This window comes from Mesorhizobium alhagi CCNWXJ12-2 (genome assembly GCF_000236565.1).
Lineage (GTDB): Bacteria > Pseudomonadota > Alphaproteobacteria > Rhizobiales > Rhizobiaceae > Allomesorhizobium > Allomesorhizobium alhagi.
The window spans coordinates 24348-40867 of record NZ_AHAM01000125.1 but is presented as its reverse complement, the minus strand read 5'-3'; the positions used below and the strand labels follow the sequence as shown (position 1 = coordinate 40867).

Genomic DNA, 16520 nt, shown 5'->3' with positions numbered 1-16520 from the left:
ACCAATTTTCTAACGTCTTGGCGTTTGTAGGCTTTTTTGTTTTTCGAGGATGGTTGGACGGTCGCATGGGGGGAAAGACACTGACGCGCGCCGATCTCGCCGAAGCCGTCTATCGCAAGGTCGGCCTCTCCCGCACGGAGTCTGCCGAACTCGTGGAATCTGTGCTCGACGAGATATGCGAGGCCATTGTCCGGGGTGAAACCGTCAAGCTCTCTTCCTTCGCCACCTTCCACGTACGAGGCAAGAACGAGCGCGTCGGCCGCAATCCCAAGACCGGCGAAGAAGTGCCGATCCTGCCGCGCCGCGTCATGACCTTCAAGGCCTCGAACGTGCTGAAGAACCGTATCCTGCGCGCCCACCAGAGCAGCAAGGGCAAGGACGCCAAGCAGACCGCATCGGTTGGCGAGTAGACCGGCTTCGATCGATTATTTCGCGCGCCAGGCTCGCGCCAGGCTTGAATTCCAGCCGGCAAACCGCTGAAATGAGGCACGAATCGGTGCAGTGGCTCGCTGCTGACGCAACGCTCCGGTTCAGCGAGCTTGATCCCATCCGGCCGCCTCGGCCGGGATCGGTCATGGAGGAATTCGCGCATGGACAAGAGCCCCGACGCATTCCGGACCATCAGCGAGGTCGCCGAGGACCTCGATCTGCCGCAGCACGTGCTGCGCTTCTGGGAAACGCGGTTCACCCAGATCAAGCCGATGAAGCGCGGCGGCGGCCGGCGCTATTACCGGCCGCAGGATGTCGACCTGATCAAGGGCATCCGCCATATGCTTTACGACCAGGGCTACACCATCAAGGGCGTGCAGAAATTGCTGCGCGAGAACGGCAACCAGTTCATCGTCGCGGTTGGAAGCGGCGACCGCGACGCCGTGGAAGCGATCGCGCAGCGCAAGCAGGCCGAAGCCGCGCCGCCGACGCCGGCCGCGCAGCCGCGCGGAGCGGACGACGAAATGCTGGTCGGCGAACCGAAGGCCAAGCCGAACCGCCGCTTTTTCGGCCTCGGCAAGGCCGAGGAGGATGGACCGGTGCAGCCCGACAGCGGCAAGCTTTCGCGCGACAATCGCGCGCTGCTGCAGGAAGCGCTGTTCGACCTGCTCGAATGCAAGCGGCTGCTAGACCAAGTCCGGTGATGTCCGGCCTGGGCAGGTAGCACAGGCCGAACCGAACGGGGGTCTAGAGTTTTTCGGCTCTGATCGCATCGCCTCTCATGCGCTTGGCTGACCAGTGCTAGAGCGTTTCTGGTATTTGGAATGAGGCGCTGACGACCCCCTCCCCTCAAGAGGGAGGGGGTCGCCAGCCCCTCATCCATCCATCTGAGATAGCCCTGCCGTTCTTACGGGGGGAAGGTGCCGGCGGGCGGATGAGGGGCGACTCTGTCAGAGACGAAAATGCTCTAGTGAGCGGATTCGCCGACCAAAATGCCGGCTTCTTCCGCCGCTTCGATGAAGGCGTTGCGCGCATCTACAGTGGAACGGTGCCCGTCCAGCACTTTGAGGCAGGCGTCGACGGCGTCTCGATGCCTTGGACCGCGACGGGCTGGCCACTGGGTCAAAAGCAGATCGGTCGCCTGGCGGGTGTTGCGGACGGCGATCGGCTCGCCGCCTTGATCGAGCGAGATCACGACTGGTTGCTGGAAACCCTTGTCGGGCCCGTTTTCCATGTCAGCCTCCGGTCGAAACGTCGGTCTCGGGGCGGTCCCGCCCGTCGACAACCTCCTCGTGCCACTCGCCTTTCTCGTCCTGGTAGATAATGCCTTCCGTCCTGCCGGCGAGCTGCTGTTCGGTGGCGGCAGCCTTGGCCGCCTCATAGGCTTGCGAGCGGCTGGCGAAGGTCTCCGAATACACATCGCCGAGCTTGTAGGCCCAGCCGCCATCATGTTCCACGATCTCATAGGTAATCCGCGTCATGCGCTCACCCTCCTTTTGACCGCTCAACGGGGCAAGGGTGAAGTTGTTCCTGCCGAACCGGCGCCGAATCCGCATCCGGCAGCGGTTCCTTCGGTAGGCGGTCGCCGATTTGCCGCGACACGCGACCGAACCGTCCCTATCAGTGCGTCGATCGATCCGACGAAGGGGACTGACATGACGGATGTGAAGGACAGCAACGGCACGAAGCTCGCCGATGGCGATTCCGTGACGCTGATCAAGGACCTCAAGGTCAAAGGCACGTCTGTCGTGCTGAAGCGCGGCACGCTGATCAAGAACATTCGCCTGACCGACAAGGAGGGCGAGATCGAGTGCAATGCCGAAAAAGTCAAAGGATTGGTGCTCCGCACCGAATTTCTGAAGAAGGCATGACGCTGCAGCCGGCGCGCTGGATTGCGCCGGCAGCCCAATCCATGCGGCCCCCTAATTCGGCCCATTTGCGACAGCCAATTCAACGGTCGACAAAAACTGGAACCAGCCTCCATAGCTCGCGTTGCAGGGCTAACTGGACCAGGAGGTTGCCATGGATAAAAGCGTCCACGAAGCGCGCTGGATACTAGGCCCGCTGCTCGGCCTGTGCGGGCTCGTCGTGGTTGTCGGCCTTGTCGCGGGCTGACACTGTTCGGCTTCCGGGAACGTCCTGTCACCGGTGCCGGCCGGCACATCGGCGCTCCCGCAAGCGCGCCGATGTGCTGGACTTGGTTTTTCACAAATCCCTGGCTCCTGCCGGGCGAGCGATCGGGCTCGCTGCCGCTAGGCGGCAGCGTCCGATTTCAGTACCCCGCGGCGGATCTGGTCTTCCTCGATCGACTCGAACAGCGCGCGGAAGTTGCCTTCGCCAAAGCCTTCGTCGCCCTTGCGCTGGATGAATTCGAAGAAGATCGGCCCGATCACGGTTTTCGAGAATATCTGCAGCAGGATCTTCGTCGTGCCGCCGTCGACCACGCCTTCGCCGTCGATCAGTATGCCGTGTTTCTTCATCCGCTCGATCGGCTCGTCATGGCCGTGCACGCGCTCATGCGACTTTTCGTAATAAGTGTCGGGCGGGCCGGGCATGAATTTCAGTCCGTTGGCGGCGAGCTTGTCGGTGGCGTCGTAGATGCCGTCGGTGCCAACCGCGATATGCTGGATGCCTTCGCCCTTGTATTTGCGCAGGTACTCCGCGATCTGGCTGGTGTCGTCTTTGGACTCGTTGAGCGGGATGCGGATCTTGCCGCAGGGCGAGGTGATCGCGCGGCTGACCAGCCCGGTGATGCGGCCGTCGATGTCGAAGTAGTGGATCTGCTTGAAGCCGAACAGTTCGCGATAGAACGCCCACCATTTGTCCATCTGACCGCGATAGACATTGTGGGTCAGGTGGTCGAGATAATAGAAGCCGACGCCTTCCGGCTTCGGGTCGCGCTCTCCCAGCCATTCGAACTCCGCATCATAGGCCGAGCCCTTGTCGCGGTATTTGTCGACGAAATAGAGCAGTGAGCCGCCGATGCCGACGATCGCCGGCACGTCGAGCGTCTTGTCATCGCCCATATAGGGCTCGGCGCCCTTGGAGACCGCGTGGTCGAACGCATGCTTCGCGTCGACGACGCGCCACGCCATTGCCGGGGCGCAGGGCCCGTGCTTTTCCACGAACTTCATTCCGTATGAGCCGGGCTCGGCGTTCAGCACGTAGTTGATGTCGCCCTGGCGCCAGATGGTGATGTTCTTGGTCCGGTGTTTTGCAACCGGCGCGTAGCCCATGCGCGTAAAGAGGTCGGAGAGCTTTTCCGGCTCCGGGTGGGCGAATTCGACGAACTCGAACCCGTCGGTGCCTGCGGGATTGGCCTTGCTGATCTTGGCGGGCGGGGCGTCGTGCGGAAAGGGACCCATGGCTTCCTCCTTTGGCGCGTCCTTCGAGGCTCGCTTCGCTCGCACCTCAGGATGAGGAGCGTTGCGAAATCTCACGAACCCAGAGGCTCGCGCGATCGTTCCGGAAGAAGGTGGCATAAGCCGTCCTCATCCTGAGGTGCGAGCGAAGCGAGCCTCGAAGGACGCACGTTCAAACTCTGCCCAGAATAGCCCAAACCGCCCGCACGGTGCTTGCATTCAAACGCTTCGGATGCTGCAATGATGCGTAAAGCGTGCACGATGGAGCCGAAAATGGCCGATGACGAGCGCATCGATCAATTTGACCGCAAGATACTGTCTCTGCTGCAGGCCGATGGCAGGCTGACCAACAATGACCTTTCCGAGCGCGTGAACCTGTCGCCGTCGCAATGCTCTCGGCGGAGGCAGCGGCTTGAGGAGGAGGGTTTTATCCGCGGCTACCGGGCGGTGCTCGACCGCGACCGGCTCGGATTCTCGCTGGTCAATGTGATCTCGGTGACGCTGGCGACCCACAATCGCGACAATGCCCGCAACTTCGCCGAACTCCTGTCGCGCCTGCCCGAAGTCCAGGAGGCGCATGCACTGACCGGCGAAATGGATTACATCCTCAAGGTCGTCACGCCGGACCTGAAATCGCTGTCGGATTTCGTCAACGGCGTGCTCCTGCCGCACGAATCCGTGCAGCATGTGAAGACCGCGATCGTGCTGGAGACGCTGAAGGAGACCTCGGCGCTGCCCTTATAACGGCAGCCTCAGCCTTTCGACTGCTGCACCGCCATGAACAGGTTGGTCGAGCGCGTGCCGGAGCGGCAATAGGCGAAGACCGGGCCTTCGAGTTCGTCCAGCGCCTCGGCCATCGCGGCGACGTCGTCGCCGGTCATCGGCATGCCGCTGACGATCGGGACGTGGCGGAACGACAGGCCGGCGTCTTCCGCGGCCTTCCTGATCTCGGCCGTTAAGGGCTGGCCGGGCTGCTCGCCGTCGGGCCGGTTGCTGATGATGCTCTTGAAGCCCTTGGCCTTGATCGTGGCGATGTCTTCGGCCGCGATCTGTCCGGACACGGCGTAGTTGTCGGTAATCTGTCTGTATTCCATGGTGATGCCTCGTGATCCCATCGTTGCGGCAAGCATAGCGCCCGCGCCGCTCTCTCGCGACCGTCATGCCACCTCGAACTGCCCGCCGCAACAGCGCTGTCGTCTCAGCCGTTGCCGACGAAGGTGCTGAGCGGGCTGCCCTCGGCGGCAATCCGCTTCAACAGCGCGGACGGCCGGAACACGTCTTTGCCGTTGCCGCCATGCCAGTATTCCAGCCGTTCGATGATCTTCGGCAGCCCTTCGAAGTCGGCCCAGAACATCGGCCCGCCCTTTCCGACCGGAAACCCGTAGCCATTGGTCCAGACGATGTCGATGTCGGACGCGCGCGCGGCGATCCCTTCCTCCAGGATCTTCGTGCCCTCGTTGACCATGGGATAGAGCGTGCGCTCGATGATCTCCCCGGCCGGAACGGCGCGGCGGCTGACGCCTCTTTCGCGCGCGCTGTCCTCGATCAGTTGCGTCACCTCCGGATCGGGAACCGGGGTGCGCGAGCCATTCTCGTAGAGGTAAAAACCCTTGCCGGTCTTCTGGCCGAAACGGCCTTGTTCGCAGAGCCGGTCGGCGATGACGGCAAGCTGGCCGCGCGCCTTGCGGTTGCGCCAGCCAATGTCGAGGCCGGCCAAATCGTACATCTGGAACGGACCCATCGGCCAGCCGAAACCGGTGAACACCTTGTCGATCTCATCCGGCGAGGCGCCTTCAAGCAGAAGGTTTTCCGCATCGGCCGAGCGGGCCGAGAGCATGCGGTTGCCGACGAAGCCGTGGCAGACGCCGACGACAACCGGAACCTTGCCGATCCTTTTCGCAACGCCAAGCGCCGTCGCCAGCACATCCGGCGCGGTTTTTTCCCCGCGCACGATCTCCAGCAGTTTCATGACGTTGGCCGGCGAGAAGAAGTGCAACCCCAGCACATCCTGCGGACGGCTGGTCGAGGCCGCGATCTCGTTGACGTCGAGATAGGACGTATTGGTGGCAAGGATCGCCGTCGGCTTGGCGACGGCGTCGAGCTTGCTGAACACCTCTCTCTTCACCGCCATGTCCTCGAACACGGCCTCGATGACGAGATCGCACTCGGCGAGGTCGGCATAGTCGGTGGTCGGCGCAAACAGCGCCATCCGCCCCGCCTTGGCGTCTTCGCTCAGCGAGCCGCGCGATACCGATATCGCATAGTTCTTCTCGATCGTCGCCAGGCCGCGGTCGAGCGCCTCGCGGTTCATTTCGAGAAGGGTCACCGGGATGCCGCCATTGACGAAGGCCATGGCGATGCCACCGCCCATCGTGCCGGCGCCGATGACGCCCACGCGGCGGATTTCGCGCGGCGCGACTTCCTTGCCGACGCCGGGCACTTTCGTGGCCTCGCGCTCGGCGAAGAACAGATGGCGCTGGGCGCGCGACTGGTCGCCCGAAACCAGTTTCGTGAACAGTTCGCGCTCGGCGGCCAGCGCCTCGTCGAAGGGCAGGGTGATCGCGTTGCGCACAGATTGCGCGCAGGCCAGCGGCGCTTCGAGCCCGCGCGCCTTCCTGGCGAGTTCGGCCGCATCGGCGTCGAATGCCGCGAGGTCGGCGCCGATGATCTGCCCGCCGCGATTGCGCACCGGTGCGGCAGCGACGCCGCTCGCGGCCTTGTCGCGGGCGAAGGCGACCGCGTTGGCGAGGAGGCTGGACTCGGAGATCGCGTCGACCAGTGCGCTCGCCAGCGCCACATCGGCCGGAACCGGCGCGCCGGAGACGATCATTTTCAGTGCCTTCGACGGGCCGACCAGGCGCGGCAGGCGGACGGTGCCACCGGCGCCCGGCACCAAGCCGAGCTTCACCTCCGGCAGCCCGAGCTTCGCGCCTTTGTCGGCGATGCGGAAATGGCAGCCGAGCGCAAGTTCCAGCCCGCCGCCGAGCGCGGCGCCGTGGATGGCCGCGACCGTGGGTTTCCGGATCGCTTCAAGCGTTTCGATGATGTCGCGCAGTTCCGGCCGCTGCTTGGGCTTGCCGAATTCGGTGATGTCGGCTCCTGCAACGAAGGTGCGGCCCGCGCAGGCCAGCACGATGCCGGCGACGGAAGCGTCGCCGGTGAGCGTTTCCAGCGCCTTCTGTAGCGGCTCGCGGACGCCGAAGCCCAGTGCGTTCACCGGCGGGTTGTCGATGGTCACGATGGCGATTTCGCCATCGCGGGTGATGGTCACGGTCTCGGTCATCGACACGCTCCTGTTTGCCGGCGCTGGCGTCGCGCGGAGCCGGGCGGCCGGGACGATCCGGTCCAGGCTTCCGCAGAGCGTGTATCATGAAGAAGCCGGGCCGGGTCAACCGGCTCGGCTGCGTCGAGCCGTTATGCAGGCCGGTCAGTGCGTTTCGCCGGATCCGCCGATCGCCACAACGTTGAACGGCTTGCCTTCAACGGGGATATTGCCGGTTTCGGCAAAATTTCCAGCATCGACGACATGCAGCACGCTCTTCAGCGGGTCGCTGACGATGATCGCATCTCCCGCGACGGCTATACGCGGCCGCGGGTCGCTCCAGTGGCCGTCCATGCTGTAGGGCTCGGTCAGCGCCAGCGTGCCGACGATCTGGCCGGCCAGAACATCGATGCGGTGCAGCTTGCCGTCTTCAGTGAAGACATAGGCGAATTTCGGCCGTACCGGGTCTACCGCGAAATGCACTCGGCGCGTCGGCAGCTCGATCAGACGGAAAGCGTCTTTTGCCGTCGGGTCGATCACCACAACGGCGCTCGGCCCGTAATTGCCGAGAAAATACTGCAGGCCCCTGCCGCCGACCAGCGTCGTCGATTTGCCTTCGGGCAGCCCTTCGCCATAAGGCAGCATCTCGATCGAGGGCGCGTCGCCGCCGGCTTTGACCAGCAGCAACCCTTCCGCGCAGGCGATCGCCAGTATGTTGCCGGACGACGCCTCGCCGTGAAGGTCCGGGCACGAATGCAAATCTCCGACCGGCGCGCCGGCACTGTCGATCACCCGGATGCCGACCGGCAATTCGTCCGGCTTTTCGCTGTTGGGCTCGCTCACCAGGACATGATTGCCGAACGCCACCGCGACGCCGTGATGCGGCGCGGCGGTCTTGACCTCGCGCACTGCTTTCGAGCCGGCGAGCACGTCCTTCTCCGATATGGTGCGGACGACGCCCTCGCCATCGAAGAACAGGGCTATGTCGCCATGATGATCGACGAAATGCGATGGCTTTGCGCCGGGAAACGTCGCCTCCAGCAGGCTCGGCGCTTCGATCTCCAGGTCGCCGTGATCGCCATGGTCGCCCGTGGAGAGGCCGCTCGAGATCACCGAAACCATGTCCGACTTGCCCTGGACCGCAAATACGGTCCTGCCGCTTTCGCTGCGATGCAGCGTCGCCGGCCCCTTGGTCGCGAAGTTCGCCAGCACGGTGCCGGTTTCGGCGTCGATGGCGCGGACGACCGGTGCGGCATGATCCGACACGAACAGCCGCCATGCGGATTTTTCTTCCGCAATAGCGGGCGGGATTATGAAGCCCAACGCTAGCGCGGCGCAGGAGAGTGCTTTCAGACGACGAGGCATGGTGTCCCTTCCTTGATGTAATAACATAACACATTGAGGGCCGAAAAAGGCGGGACGAACCCGCCTTGGTCGGTCGTGGTGCTCCGGCTAGCTGCCGAGGATCGCGCCTTTGATCGTGGCGATGTTGTAGCGCATCAGGTCGATATAGGTGGATGCCGGGCCGTCGGCAGCCGAGAGCGCGTCGGAATAGAGCGTGCCGCCGATCTTCAGGCCGGTTTCTGTTGCGATCTGTTCGGCCAGCCGCGCATTGGTGATGCTCTCGACGAAGATCGCCGAGGCCTTGTCTTCGCGCACCTGCCTGATCAGCGCAGCGACATCGGCGGCCGAAGCTTCCGCTTCGGTCGAGACGCCTTCCGGAGCCAGGAAGGTCAGGCCGTATTCGTGCTCGAAATAGCCGAAAGCGTCATGCGAGGTGATGATGACGCGCTTGTCTTCGGGGATGGAGGCGACAGCCGCCTTCACCTCGTCCTCCGCCGCCGCAAGCTTTTGCGTGTAGGCTTCGGCATTGGCCTTGTAGGCGTCGCAGCCCTCGGCATCGGCGGCACAGAACGCGTCGGCGATGTTCTTCACGTAGATTTTTGCGTTGGCGATGGACTGGAAGGCGTGCGGATCGGTATCGCCATGGTGGTGGCCTTCTTCCTCCTCGGCGGCGGCATCATGCGCTTCGCCTTCCGCCTCGTGCCCTTCCTGCATCTTCAGCGGCTCGACGCCTTTGGTCAGTTCGACGATCTGCGCTTTTGCGCCGCTGGTTTCGACGAGACGCTCGAGAAAGCCTTCGAAATGCAGGCCGTTGACCAGCACCACATCGGCGCCGGCCATGGCGACCGCGTCGGCCGGCCTGGGCTCGTAGACATGCGCGTCGCCGTCCGGGCCGACCAGCGTCGTCACCTCGACGCGCTCGCCGCCGACATTTTGCGCGAAATCGCCGATGATCGAGAAGCTGGCGATGACTTTCAGCGGTTCGGCGGAGGCCGAGGCGAGGGGGCTTAATGTTATAACGGTCGCCAGCAGGGCAAGTCGAAATTTGCTGAGCATGGATGGTGTCTCCTTCAGGCGGTGCGGTGGCGGTGATGGCGGGTGCGGGTATTGAAGACCCCGCGCGTGCCGAAAACGATCGAGCAGATATAGATGACGCCCGCCGACAGGATGATGGCCGGTCCGGAAGGAAGCGCGGCGTGATAGGACAGGAGCAGGCCGGCGACGCAGGATGCGAAGCCGATCAGGATCGCTAGCGCGCACATCGGCTCGACGCGGGTCGTCCAGAAGCGCGCGGCGGCGGCGGGCAGCATCATCAGTCCGACCGAGAGCAGCGTGCCGAGCGCCTGGAAGCCGCCGACGAGGTTGAGGACGACCAGCCCGAGAAAGATGAAGTGGACGGGCGTGCCGAGACGGCTCACCGAACGCAGGAACAGCGGGTCGAGGCATTCGGCGACCAGCGCCCGCCAGAAGATCGCAAGCGTCAGCAGCGTGGTGCCGGTGATCATAGCGATCAGCGTCAGCGCGTCGTTGTTCAGCGCAAGCACCGTGCCGAACAGCACATGCATCAGGTCGACGCTGGAGCCGCGCAGCGACACTATGAGTACGCCGGCCGCCAATGAGATGAGGTAGAAGGCGGCCATCGAGGCGTCTTCTTTCTGCACGGTGAAGCGCGACACCGCGCCGGCACCCAGCGCAACGATCGCGCCGGCGATCAGCCCGCCGATGGTCATCGGCACGATCTGCAGGCCGTAGAGCAGGAAGCCGGCCGCTGCGCCCGGCAGGATGGCATGGGCCATGGCGTCGCCCGTCAGGCTCATGCGCCGCAGCATCAGGAACACGCCGACCGGGCAGGCGCCTATCGACAGCATCAGCGAACCCATCAGCGCGCGCTGCATGAAGCCGAATTCGACGAAGGGGGCGATCAGGAAATCATACATGATGCTGCTCAGGCCGCCCGCGGACCGGAATCGCGATGCGAATGATCGTGACCATGGTCGTGTGAGTGGTCATGGGCGTGATCGTCCCCGGCGGGCTCGCACCAGGGCGCATCGTCATGCCAGGCTTCGTCGAAACGGCGCGCGCGCAACAGGTTTTCCGGCTTCAGCGTCTCGATCGTTTCGCCCCAGGCGACCGGCTGCCGCGCCAAAAGCAGGGTTTCGGGAAAATGCCGGCGCACCAGGTCGAGGTCGTGGATGACCACCATGACGGTGCGCTTTTCGCCATGCCAGCGCTTGATCAGGGCGATCAGGTCGCCGACAGTCTTCGCGTCTACCGCATTGAAGGGCTCGTCGAGCAGGATGATCTCGGCATCCTGGAGCAGGACCCGGGCAAAGAGAGCGCGCTGCAACTGGCCGCCCGACAGCGTGTCGATCGGCCGCTTCTCGAAGCCGCCCAGCCCGACGGCCATCAGCGCCTTCGAAACCTGGTCGCGATCGTCCCTGGTGAAGCGGCCGAGCAGGCCGCGCCGGGGCCAGAGGCCCAACGAGACGAGATCGATCACGCGCGCCGGGAAGGAACGGTCGAGTTCGGATTGCTGCGGCAAATAGGCGATGCGCGAGCCCTTGGCATTGAAGCAGGTCCCGGCCATGGGTTTCAGCACGCCGACGATGCCCTTCATCAGCGTCGATTTGCCGGAGCCGTTGGCCCCGACGACAGCGGTCAGCGAGCCCGTCTTGACCGCGCCGTTCAGATGATGGACGGCGGGGTGGCTGTTATAGCCAAGCGTCAGGTCGCGAAAGGTCAGGCTGGCGTCGGTCATGGTCTTCCGGCTGCATCCGTATTGCTGGCGGCAAGGGCTGGATATGTGATGTTATTACATTAGTCAACGCCGCCGTTTGAGATTCCGCGGCCGAAATCCGCACCAGGAAGGCTGGGGCAGGCAACGCCGTGCTCTGCTCCATTTCAATTTCCGCTGTAATGTGGAAAAGGTCGCGAGCAAGGGAGGTGGAGCGCATGCAGGACGAGATCAGGGCTGACATTGCAATTGTCGGCGCGGGCATTGCCGGAGCCGGAGTGGCGGCCGCGCTGACGCATGATTTCAAGGTCGTCCTGATCGAGCAGGAAAGCCGGCCGGGACATCACACGACCGGGCGCTCGGCGGCGATCTTCATCCAGAACTACGGCAACCAGACGATCCGGGCGCTCAGCCGCGCGAGCGCGCCGCTGTTCGAACATGCGGACAAAGACCTGTTCCCGAACCCGCTGCTTTCTCCGCGCGGCATGCTGAACATCGCCGATGCCGAAGGAATGTCCCATCACGCCGAGCTTCTGGCGGAGAGCGAGGGCCTGCGCGAGATCAGCGTCGCCGAGGCGCTGGCGCTGGTGCCGGCGCTGCGGGCGGAGCGCATTCTCGCCGCCTCCTATGAAGAAGATGCGCGCGACATCGATGTCGCCGCGCTGCATCAGGGCTGGCTGAAAGCCGCGAAAATGGCGGGCGCGAAGGTCCTGACCGACTGCGCGCTGACGAAGGCGGAATATGCCGGCGGGCTCTGGTCGATCGAGACGCCGAATGCGCGGATCATCGCCAAGACCATCGTTAATGCAGCCGGGGCCTGGGCCGACGATGTCGCAAAGAAATGCGGCGTCGTGCCGATCGGCGTGACGCCGATGCGCCGCTCGATCGCCGTGCTGCCTGCGCCGGCGGCCTACGACACGCGCCACTGGCCGCTGGTCGGCGACGCCGCGGACACCTGGTACATGAAGCCCGACGGTGCGCGCCTGCTGGTCTCGCCGGCCGATGAGGACCCGGTCGAGCCGCATGACGCATTCGTGGACGACATGGTGCTGGCCGAAGGCCTGCACCGATTCGAGCAGGCGATGGTTTTTCCGGTGACCCATGTCGAGCGGAGCTGGGCCGGATTGCGCACTTTCGCGCCGGACCGGACGCCGGTCGCCGGCTTCGACACGACGGCGGAAGGCTTTTTCTGGCTTGCGGGGCAGGGCGGCTACGGGATTCAGACATCGCCCGCCTTGTCATGGCTGGCCGGACAGATGATAAGGCGCGCGGGCCTGCCCGCCGAAATGGAAGCGCTGGTCCCGGCCCTGTCGCCAGACCGCTTTCGTTAGGCCGCTGCTCGAACAAAATTTTCAGGAAGGAAATAGATCCATGACCATTCGCCGTATTGATGTCGGCCCGCGCATGAGCGACATCGTCATCCATAACGACACGATCTATCTGGCCGGGCAGGTCGGCTCGCCGGGCGGCAACGTCGCCACCCAGACCAAGGAAATCCTCGCCACGATCGACGAGTTGCTGGCCAAGGCCGGTTCGGACAAGACCAAGATCCTTCAGGCGATCATCTGGCTGGCCGACATGAGCACCTTCGCCGAGATGAACGCTGTGTGGGACGGCTGGGTGCCGCAGGGCCATACGCCTGCGCGCGCCACCGGCGAGGCCAAGCTCGCAGCGCCGGAATACAAGGTCGAGATCATCATCACGGCGGCGCTTTAGCCGCGCATGGAGCTGCCCCTCACCCTTACCTTCTCCCCGTGTAGAACGGGGAGAGGGGACTCGCCGGCGCTGCTGCCTAGTTCTTCCCTCATCCTGAGCTTGTCGAAGGATCGCGTGGAGAACCGGCAGGCGGATGAGGGGCAAGAAGCAAAAAAATCAGCTCTGCGAAGGCGTGAACCGCGCCACCAGAGCGTGGCTGCCGGCGGCATAGGTGAACCGCACATGGGTGACCGGATGGTCGGCGCTCCAGGTGCGCCGCTCCACCACCAGGCAAGGCGATCCTTCGGCAATGTTCAGCGCGGCGGCGGTTTCCGCCTCCGCGCCGACAGCAGTGATCCGATGTTCGGCCGCACTCCACGGGATGCGGCCGATAAGCCACGGCCCGGGCGCATTCTCCTCGAAGCTTTCGTCCGCCGCTTCAGGCACGGCGGCGAGATTGACCAGGCGGTCCTCGTGGCAGAATGGCTGCGCGCCGGCAAAATGGCGGCAAGTCAACTCCAGCACCGCGCCTGAATTCTTCAGCCCAAGCCGCTCGCGATCGTCCGGCGTGCTCTTGCGCTTGCGGCGCGACGTCAGCTCGTAGCGATAGGGCAGCCCGAGCGCGGCCACTTCCGTCTTGATGTCGTGGATTTCGAGAATAGCCGCCTGCGATTGCGGCCGGCGCACGAAGCTGCCGGAGCGGCGGCGGCGCTCGATCAGCCCCGCCTTGGCCAGTTGCGACAGCGCCTTGTTCACCGTCATGCGCGAGCAGCCATATTCGGCGGAAAGCTCGTGCTCGAACGGGATGCGGTGGCCCGGCGCCCATTCGCCCGACATGATGCGGTCGCTGATGTCGGCAAGAATGCGCTGGTGAAGCGATGCCGGTTCGGCGTCTGCGCTGATTGCCTCGGTCACATCCATTTGCGTTCCACGTCTGTCCGTCAGCCCGCGAGCAGTTCGATCATCGCCGTCTTGAATTTCTCGGCGATAGCCTCGCGCGCAAAATGCCGCCCCTGGGTGACCAGCCTTTCGCCATTCACCCAGACGCAATCGACCGCCGCGCCATTGGCGAAAATCCATGCGTCGAGAATCGCGTCGCCGGATTTGCCGGCGAGGGTGGGGTGCGTCGCCTCGAGCGAAACGAAATCGGCCGGTGCGCCGGGAACGATGCCGGATTTCGCACGACCAAGGGCCTGATTGCCGCCCGCGACCCCCATTGTGAACAAATTTCGGCCGTTTGATTGGCCCGGATCGGCTAACACGTTGCGCGCGCGATGAAAAATCCGTTGCGAATATTCAAGTTGCCGCAATTCATCCACAACACCGATCAGCACGTTGGAGTCGGAACCCACTCCAAAACGCCCGCCATTCTCTACGAAAAGAGGTCCGGAAAACGTGCCATCCCCCAGATTCGCCTCGGTTATCGGGCAGAGGCCCGCGACGGCGCCGCTCTTCGCCATGGCGACGGTTTCGGCTTCGACCATGTGGGTGGCGTGTATCAGGCACCAGCGCCGGTCGACGTCCGCATTGGCGAGCAGCCATTCGACCGGCCGCGCCCCCGACCAGGCGATGCAATCCTCGACCTCGCGCATCTGCTCGGCGATGTGGATGTGGATCGGCCCGTCCGGCATCATGGCAGTGACGGCCGCGAGTTCTTGCGGCGTGACGGCGCGCAGGCTGTGTGGCGCAACGCCGACAACCGCGCCGGGCATATCCCTGGTCGCGGTGCGGCAGCCTTCAAGAAGAGCGGCGAAGCTATCGAGATCATTGACGAATCGCCGCTGGCCGTCGTTGGGTGCTGCGCCGCCGAAACCCGAATGGGCATAGAAGACAGGCAGCAGTGTCAGGCCGATACCGGTCGCCCGCGCCGCCGCAGCGATACGCCCCGCCATTTCCGCCGGGTTGGCGTATGGCCGCCCGTCGAGATCATGATGCAGATAGTGAAACTCGCCGACGCGCGAGAACCCGGCTTCCAGCATCTCGACATAAAGCTGGGCCGCGACCGCCTCCGCCTGCTCGGGCGTGATGCTAAGCGCGAAGCGGTACATCACCTCGCGCCACGACCAGAAGCTGTCGGCGGAAGGGCCGCGCGTTTCGGCAAGGCCGGCCATTCCGCGCTGAAAGGCATGGCTGTGCAGGTTCGGCATGCCAGGCAGCACGATCGCATGGTGCTCGTCGCCGGGAGCAGGCGAGGCGGCCTGCTCGACCGAAGCGACCAGCCCGCCATCGGTGACGATGCGGGAATTGTCCTGCCAACCGGCCGGGAGCAGGGCCTGTTCGGCAAAGATCGTCGTCATGCCACCTCCCTCGAACTTTAATCCTGAGCCGAAGCCCACTTGCGTCGTTTCGTGATATGTATATACATATTGAAGCGCGATGAAAACGGGAAATGTGATGGCTGGCGCAGGGGAGAAACCATCGAGTCGGACGCGCATCTGGCGCAATGCCCGGCTTGCGACCATGTCGCCGTCGTTGCCCGGCCTGGGCACCGTCGATGACGGTGCGATCGTCGCCAGCGATGGGCGGATCGTCTTCGCCGGACCGGCAGCCGAGATTCCCTCCGCACTGACGCATGACGCCGAGATCATCGACTGCGGCGGCCGCTGGATCACGCCCGGCCTGATCGATTGCCACACCCATCTCGTCCACGCCGGCAACCGCGCCAACGAGTTCGAAATGCGGCTGGCCGGCGCAACCTATGAAGAAGTCGCTCGCGCCGGCGGCGGCATCGTCTCGTCGGTCAAGGCGCTGCGCGCGGCGAGCGAGGACGATCTGGTGCGCGAAACGCTGCCGCGCCTCGATGCGCTGATTGCCGAAGGCGTCACAACCGTAGAGATCAAGTCCGGCTACGGCCTGGACCTGGAAAACGAGAAGAAGTCGCTGCGTGCGGCGCGCCGCATGGGCGAGGAGAGGGCGGTCACGATCCGCACGACTTTCCTCGGCGCGCATGCCCTGCCGCCGGAGGCAAACGGCGACAAGTCGGCTTACATCGATCTGGTCGCAGAAAAAATGCTGCCGGCGATTGCGGCCGACGGCCTGGCCGATGCGGTCGATGGATTTTGCGAGGGGATGGCCTTTTCGCCGGAAGAAATGGCCCGCGTGTTCGAAGCAGCCAAGGCGCTCGGCCTGCCGGTAAAACTCCATGCCGACCAGCTTTCAAACCTGCATGGCGCAGCGCTTGCCGCAAGCTTCGGCGCGCTCTCGGCGGACCATCTCGAATATACCGACGAGGCCGGCGCGGCCGCCATGGCCAAGTCGAGTACGGTGGCGGTGATGCTGCCCGGCGCGTTCTATTTCATCCGCGAGACGAAAAAGCCTCCGATTGACCTGTTCCGCCGCCACGGCGTGAAAATGGCCGTCGCCACCGATAGCAACCCCGGGACCTCGCCACTGACCTCTCTACTTCTGACCATGAACATGGCCGCGACCCTGTTCGGCATGACTGTCGAGGAATGCCTGCTGGGCGTTTCCCGCCACGCGGCGGCCGCGCTCGGCATGTCCGGCGAAACGGGAACGCTGGAGGCCGGCAAGTCGGCCGACCTGGCGATCTGGGATGTCGAAGTCCCGGCAGAACTTGTCTATCGCATCGGGTTCAACCCGCTGCATGCACGTATCTGGAGGGGACAATGACGATCGTTCTTGCCGTCGTACCCCCACCCCTAACCCCTCCCCTCAAGGGGGAGGGGGACTTGGC

At 64.2% G+C, this 16520-nt stretch carries 18 protein-coding genes; 7 read left to right on the top strand and 11 right to left on the bottom strand.

What is annotated here, in order from left to right; genetic code table 11:
• Window positions 1–65: 65 nt before the first annotated feature.
• Complete coding sequence (locus tag MAXJ12_RS14750; protein ID WP_008836701.1) at window positions 66–410, top strand: integration host factor subunit alpha; 345 nt, start codon at window positions 66–68, stop codon at window positions 408–410.
• 180 nt (window positions 411–590) lie between these two features.
• Window positions 591–1133, top strand: a complete 543-nt coding sequence (locus tag MAXJ12_RS14745) for a MerR family transcriptional regulator (RefSeq protein WP_008836700.1) — start codon at window positions 591–593, stop codon at window positions 1131–1133.
• 263 nt (window positions 1134–1396) lie between these two features.
• On the opposite strand, the gene MAXJ12_RS14740 is transcribed toward MAXJ12_RS14745, so the two are convergent.
• Together MAXJ12_RS14740 and MAXJ12_RS14735 are read right to left on the bottom strand one after the other, a co-directional pair.
• Window positions 1397–1663 carry a DUF982 domain-containing protein gene (locus tag MAXJ12_RS14740; RefSeq protein ID WP_008836699.1) on the bottom strand — a complete coding sequence of 89 codons (267 nt, stop codon included), beginning with the start codon at window positions 1661–1663 and terminating at the stop codon, window positions 1397–1399.
• A 1-nt stretch (window position 1664) separates the two neighbouring features.
• On the bottom strand, window positions 1665–1910 hold the full coding sequence (locus MAXJ12_RS14735; protein WP_008836698.1) for a DUF2188 domain-containing protein: 246 nt from the start codon (window positions 1908–1910) through the stop codon (window positions 1665–1667).
• Between the two features lie 174 nt (window positions 1911–2084).
• On the opposite strand from MAXJ12_RS14735, the gene MAXJ12_RS14730 reads away from it, so the two are divergent.
• Window positions 2085–2300 carry an alkylphosphonate utilization protein gene (locus tag MAXJ12_RS14730; protein ID WP_008836697.1) on the top strand — a complete coding sequence of 72 codons (216 nt, stop codon included), beginning with the start codon at window positions 2085–2087 and terminating at the stop codon, window positions 2298–2300.
• Between the two features lie 381 nt (window positions 2301–2681).
• On the opposite strand, the gene hppD is transcribed toward MAXJ12_RS14730, so the two are convergent.
• Entirely contained in the window at window positions 2682–3794 is a 1113-nt protein-coding gene (hppD, locus tag MAXJ12_RS14725; RefSeq protein WP_008836695.1) for a 4-hydroxyphenylpyruvate dioxygenase, read from the bottom strand.
• 240 nt (window positions 3795–4034) lie between these two features.
• Between hppD and MAXJ12_RS14720 the strand changes: the two genes are divergently transcribed.
• Window positions 4035–4535 (top strand): Lrp/AsnC family transcriptional regulator, encoded by a 501-nt coding sequence (locus MAXJ12_RS14720; protein ID WP_420492378.1) that lies wholly within the window; start codon window positions 4035–4037, stop codon window positions 4533–4535.
• Window positions 4536–4543: 8 nt separating this feature from the next.
• On the opposite strand, the gene MAXJ12_RS14715 is transcribed toward MAXJ12_RS14720, so the two are convergent.
• From MAXJ12_RS14715 to aztA, 6 genes are all read right to left on the bottom strand, one after another.
• Complete coding sequence (locus MAXJ12_RS14715; RefSeq protein ID WP_040586332.1) at window positions 4544–4885, bottom strand: protein tyrosine phosphatase family protein; 342 nt, start codon at window positions 4883–4885, stop codon at window positions 4544–4546.
• A 104-nt stretch (window positions 4886–4989) separates the two neighbouring features.
• Entirely contained in the window at window positions 4990–7074 is a 2085-nt protein-coding gene (locus tag MAXJ12_RS14710) for a 3-hydroxyacyl-CoA dehydrogenase NAD-binding domain-containing protein (protein ID WP_008836692.1), read from the bottom strand.
• A gap of 144 nt (window positions 7075–7218) precedes the next feature.
• A complete protein-coding gene (gene aztD, locus MAXJ12_RS14705) occupies window positions 7219–8418 on the bottom strand; it encodes a zinc metallochaperone AztD (RefSeq protein ID WP_040586330.1) in 1200 nt (399 codons plus the stop codon).
• An 87-nt stretch (window positions 8419–8505) separates the two neighbouring features.
• Entirely contained in the window at window positions 8506–9453 is a 948-nt protein-coding gene (aztC, locus tag MAXJ12_RS14700; RefSeq protein WP_008836690.1) for a zinc ABC transporter substrate-binding protein AztC, read from the bottom strand.
• 14 nt (window positions 9454–9467) lie between these two features.
• Window positions 9468–10334 (bottom strand): zinc ABC transporter permease AztB, encoded by an 867-nt coding sequence (aztB, locus tag MAXJ12_RS14695; RefSeq protein ID WP_008836689.1) that lies wholly within the window; start codon window positions 10332–10334, stop codon window positions 9468–9470.
• A gap of 8 nt (window positions 10335–10342) precedes the next feature.
• Window positions 10343–11155: a zinc ABC transporter ATP-binding protein AztA gene (gene aztA / locus MAXJ12_RS14690; protein ID WP_008836688.1), complete on the bottom strand. Its 813-nt coding sequence runs from the start codon at window positions 11153–11155 to the stop codon at window positions 10343–10345.
• Between the two features lie 194 nt (window positions 11156–11349).
• Here aztA and MAXJ12_RS14685 point away from each other — a divergent pair, with 194 nt between their 5' ends.
• A complete protein-coding gene (locus tag MAXJ12_RS14685) occupies window positions 11350–12462 on the top strand; it encodes an NAD(P)/FAD-dependent oxidoreductase (protein ID WP_008836687.1) in 1113 nt (370 codons plus the stop codon).
• Between the two features lie 40 nt (window positions 12463–12502).
• On the top strand, window positions 12503–12847 hold the full coding sequence (locus MAXJ12_RS14680; protein ID WP_008836686.1) for a RidA family protein: 345 nt from the start codon (window positions 12503–12505) through the stop codon (window positions 12845–12847).
• Between the two features lie 156 nt (window positions 12848–13003).
• Here the strand turns inward: MAXJ12_RS14680 and hutC are convergent, their stop codons facing one another.
• The gene (hutC, locus tag MAXJ12_RS14675) at window positions 13004–13747 is read right to left on the bottom strand and encodes a histidine utilization repressor (protein WP_008836685.1); all 744 of its coding nucleotides are present in this window, start codon (window positions 13745–13747) and stop codon (window positions 13004–13006) included.
• A 20-nt stretch (window positions 13748–13767) separates the two neighbouring features.
• Complete coding sequence (locus MAXJ12_RS14670) at window positions 13768–15123, bottom strand: formimidoylglutamate deiminase (protein ID WP_008836684.1); 1356 nt, start codon at window positions 15121–15123, stop codon at window positions 13768–13770.
• 97 nt (window positions 15124–15220) lie between these two features.
• Here MAXJ12_RS14670 and hutI point away from each other — a divergent pair, with 97 nt between their 5' ends.
• Window positions 15221–16456: an imidazolonepropionase gene (gene hutI, locus MAXJ12_RS14665; RefSeq protein ID WP_008836683.1), complete on the top strand. Its 1236-nt coding sequence runs from the start codon at window positions 15221–15223 to the stop codon at window positions 16454–16456.
• Window positions 16457–16520: the final 64 nt, after the last annotated feature.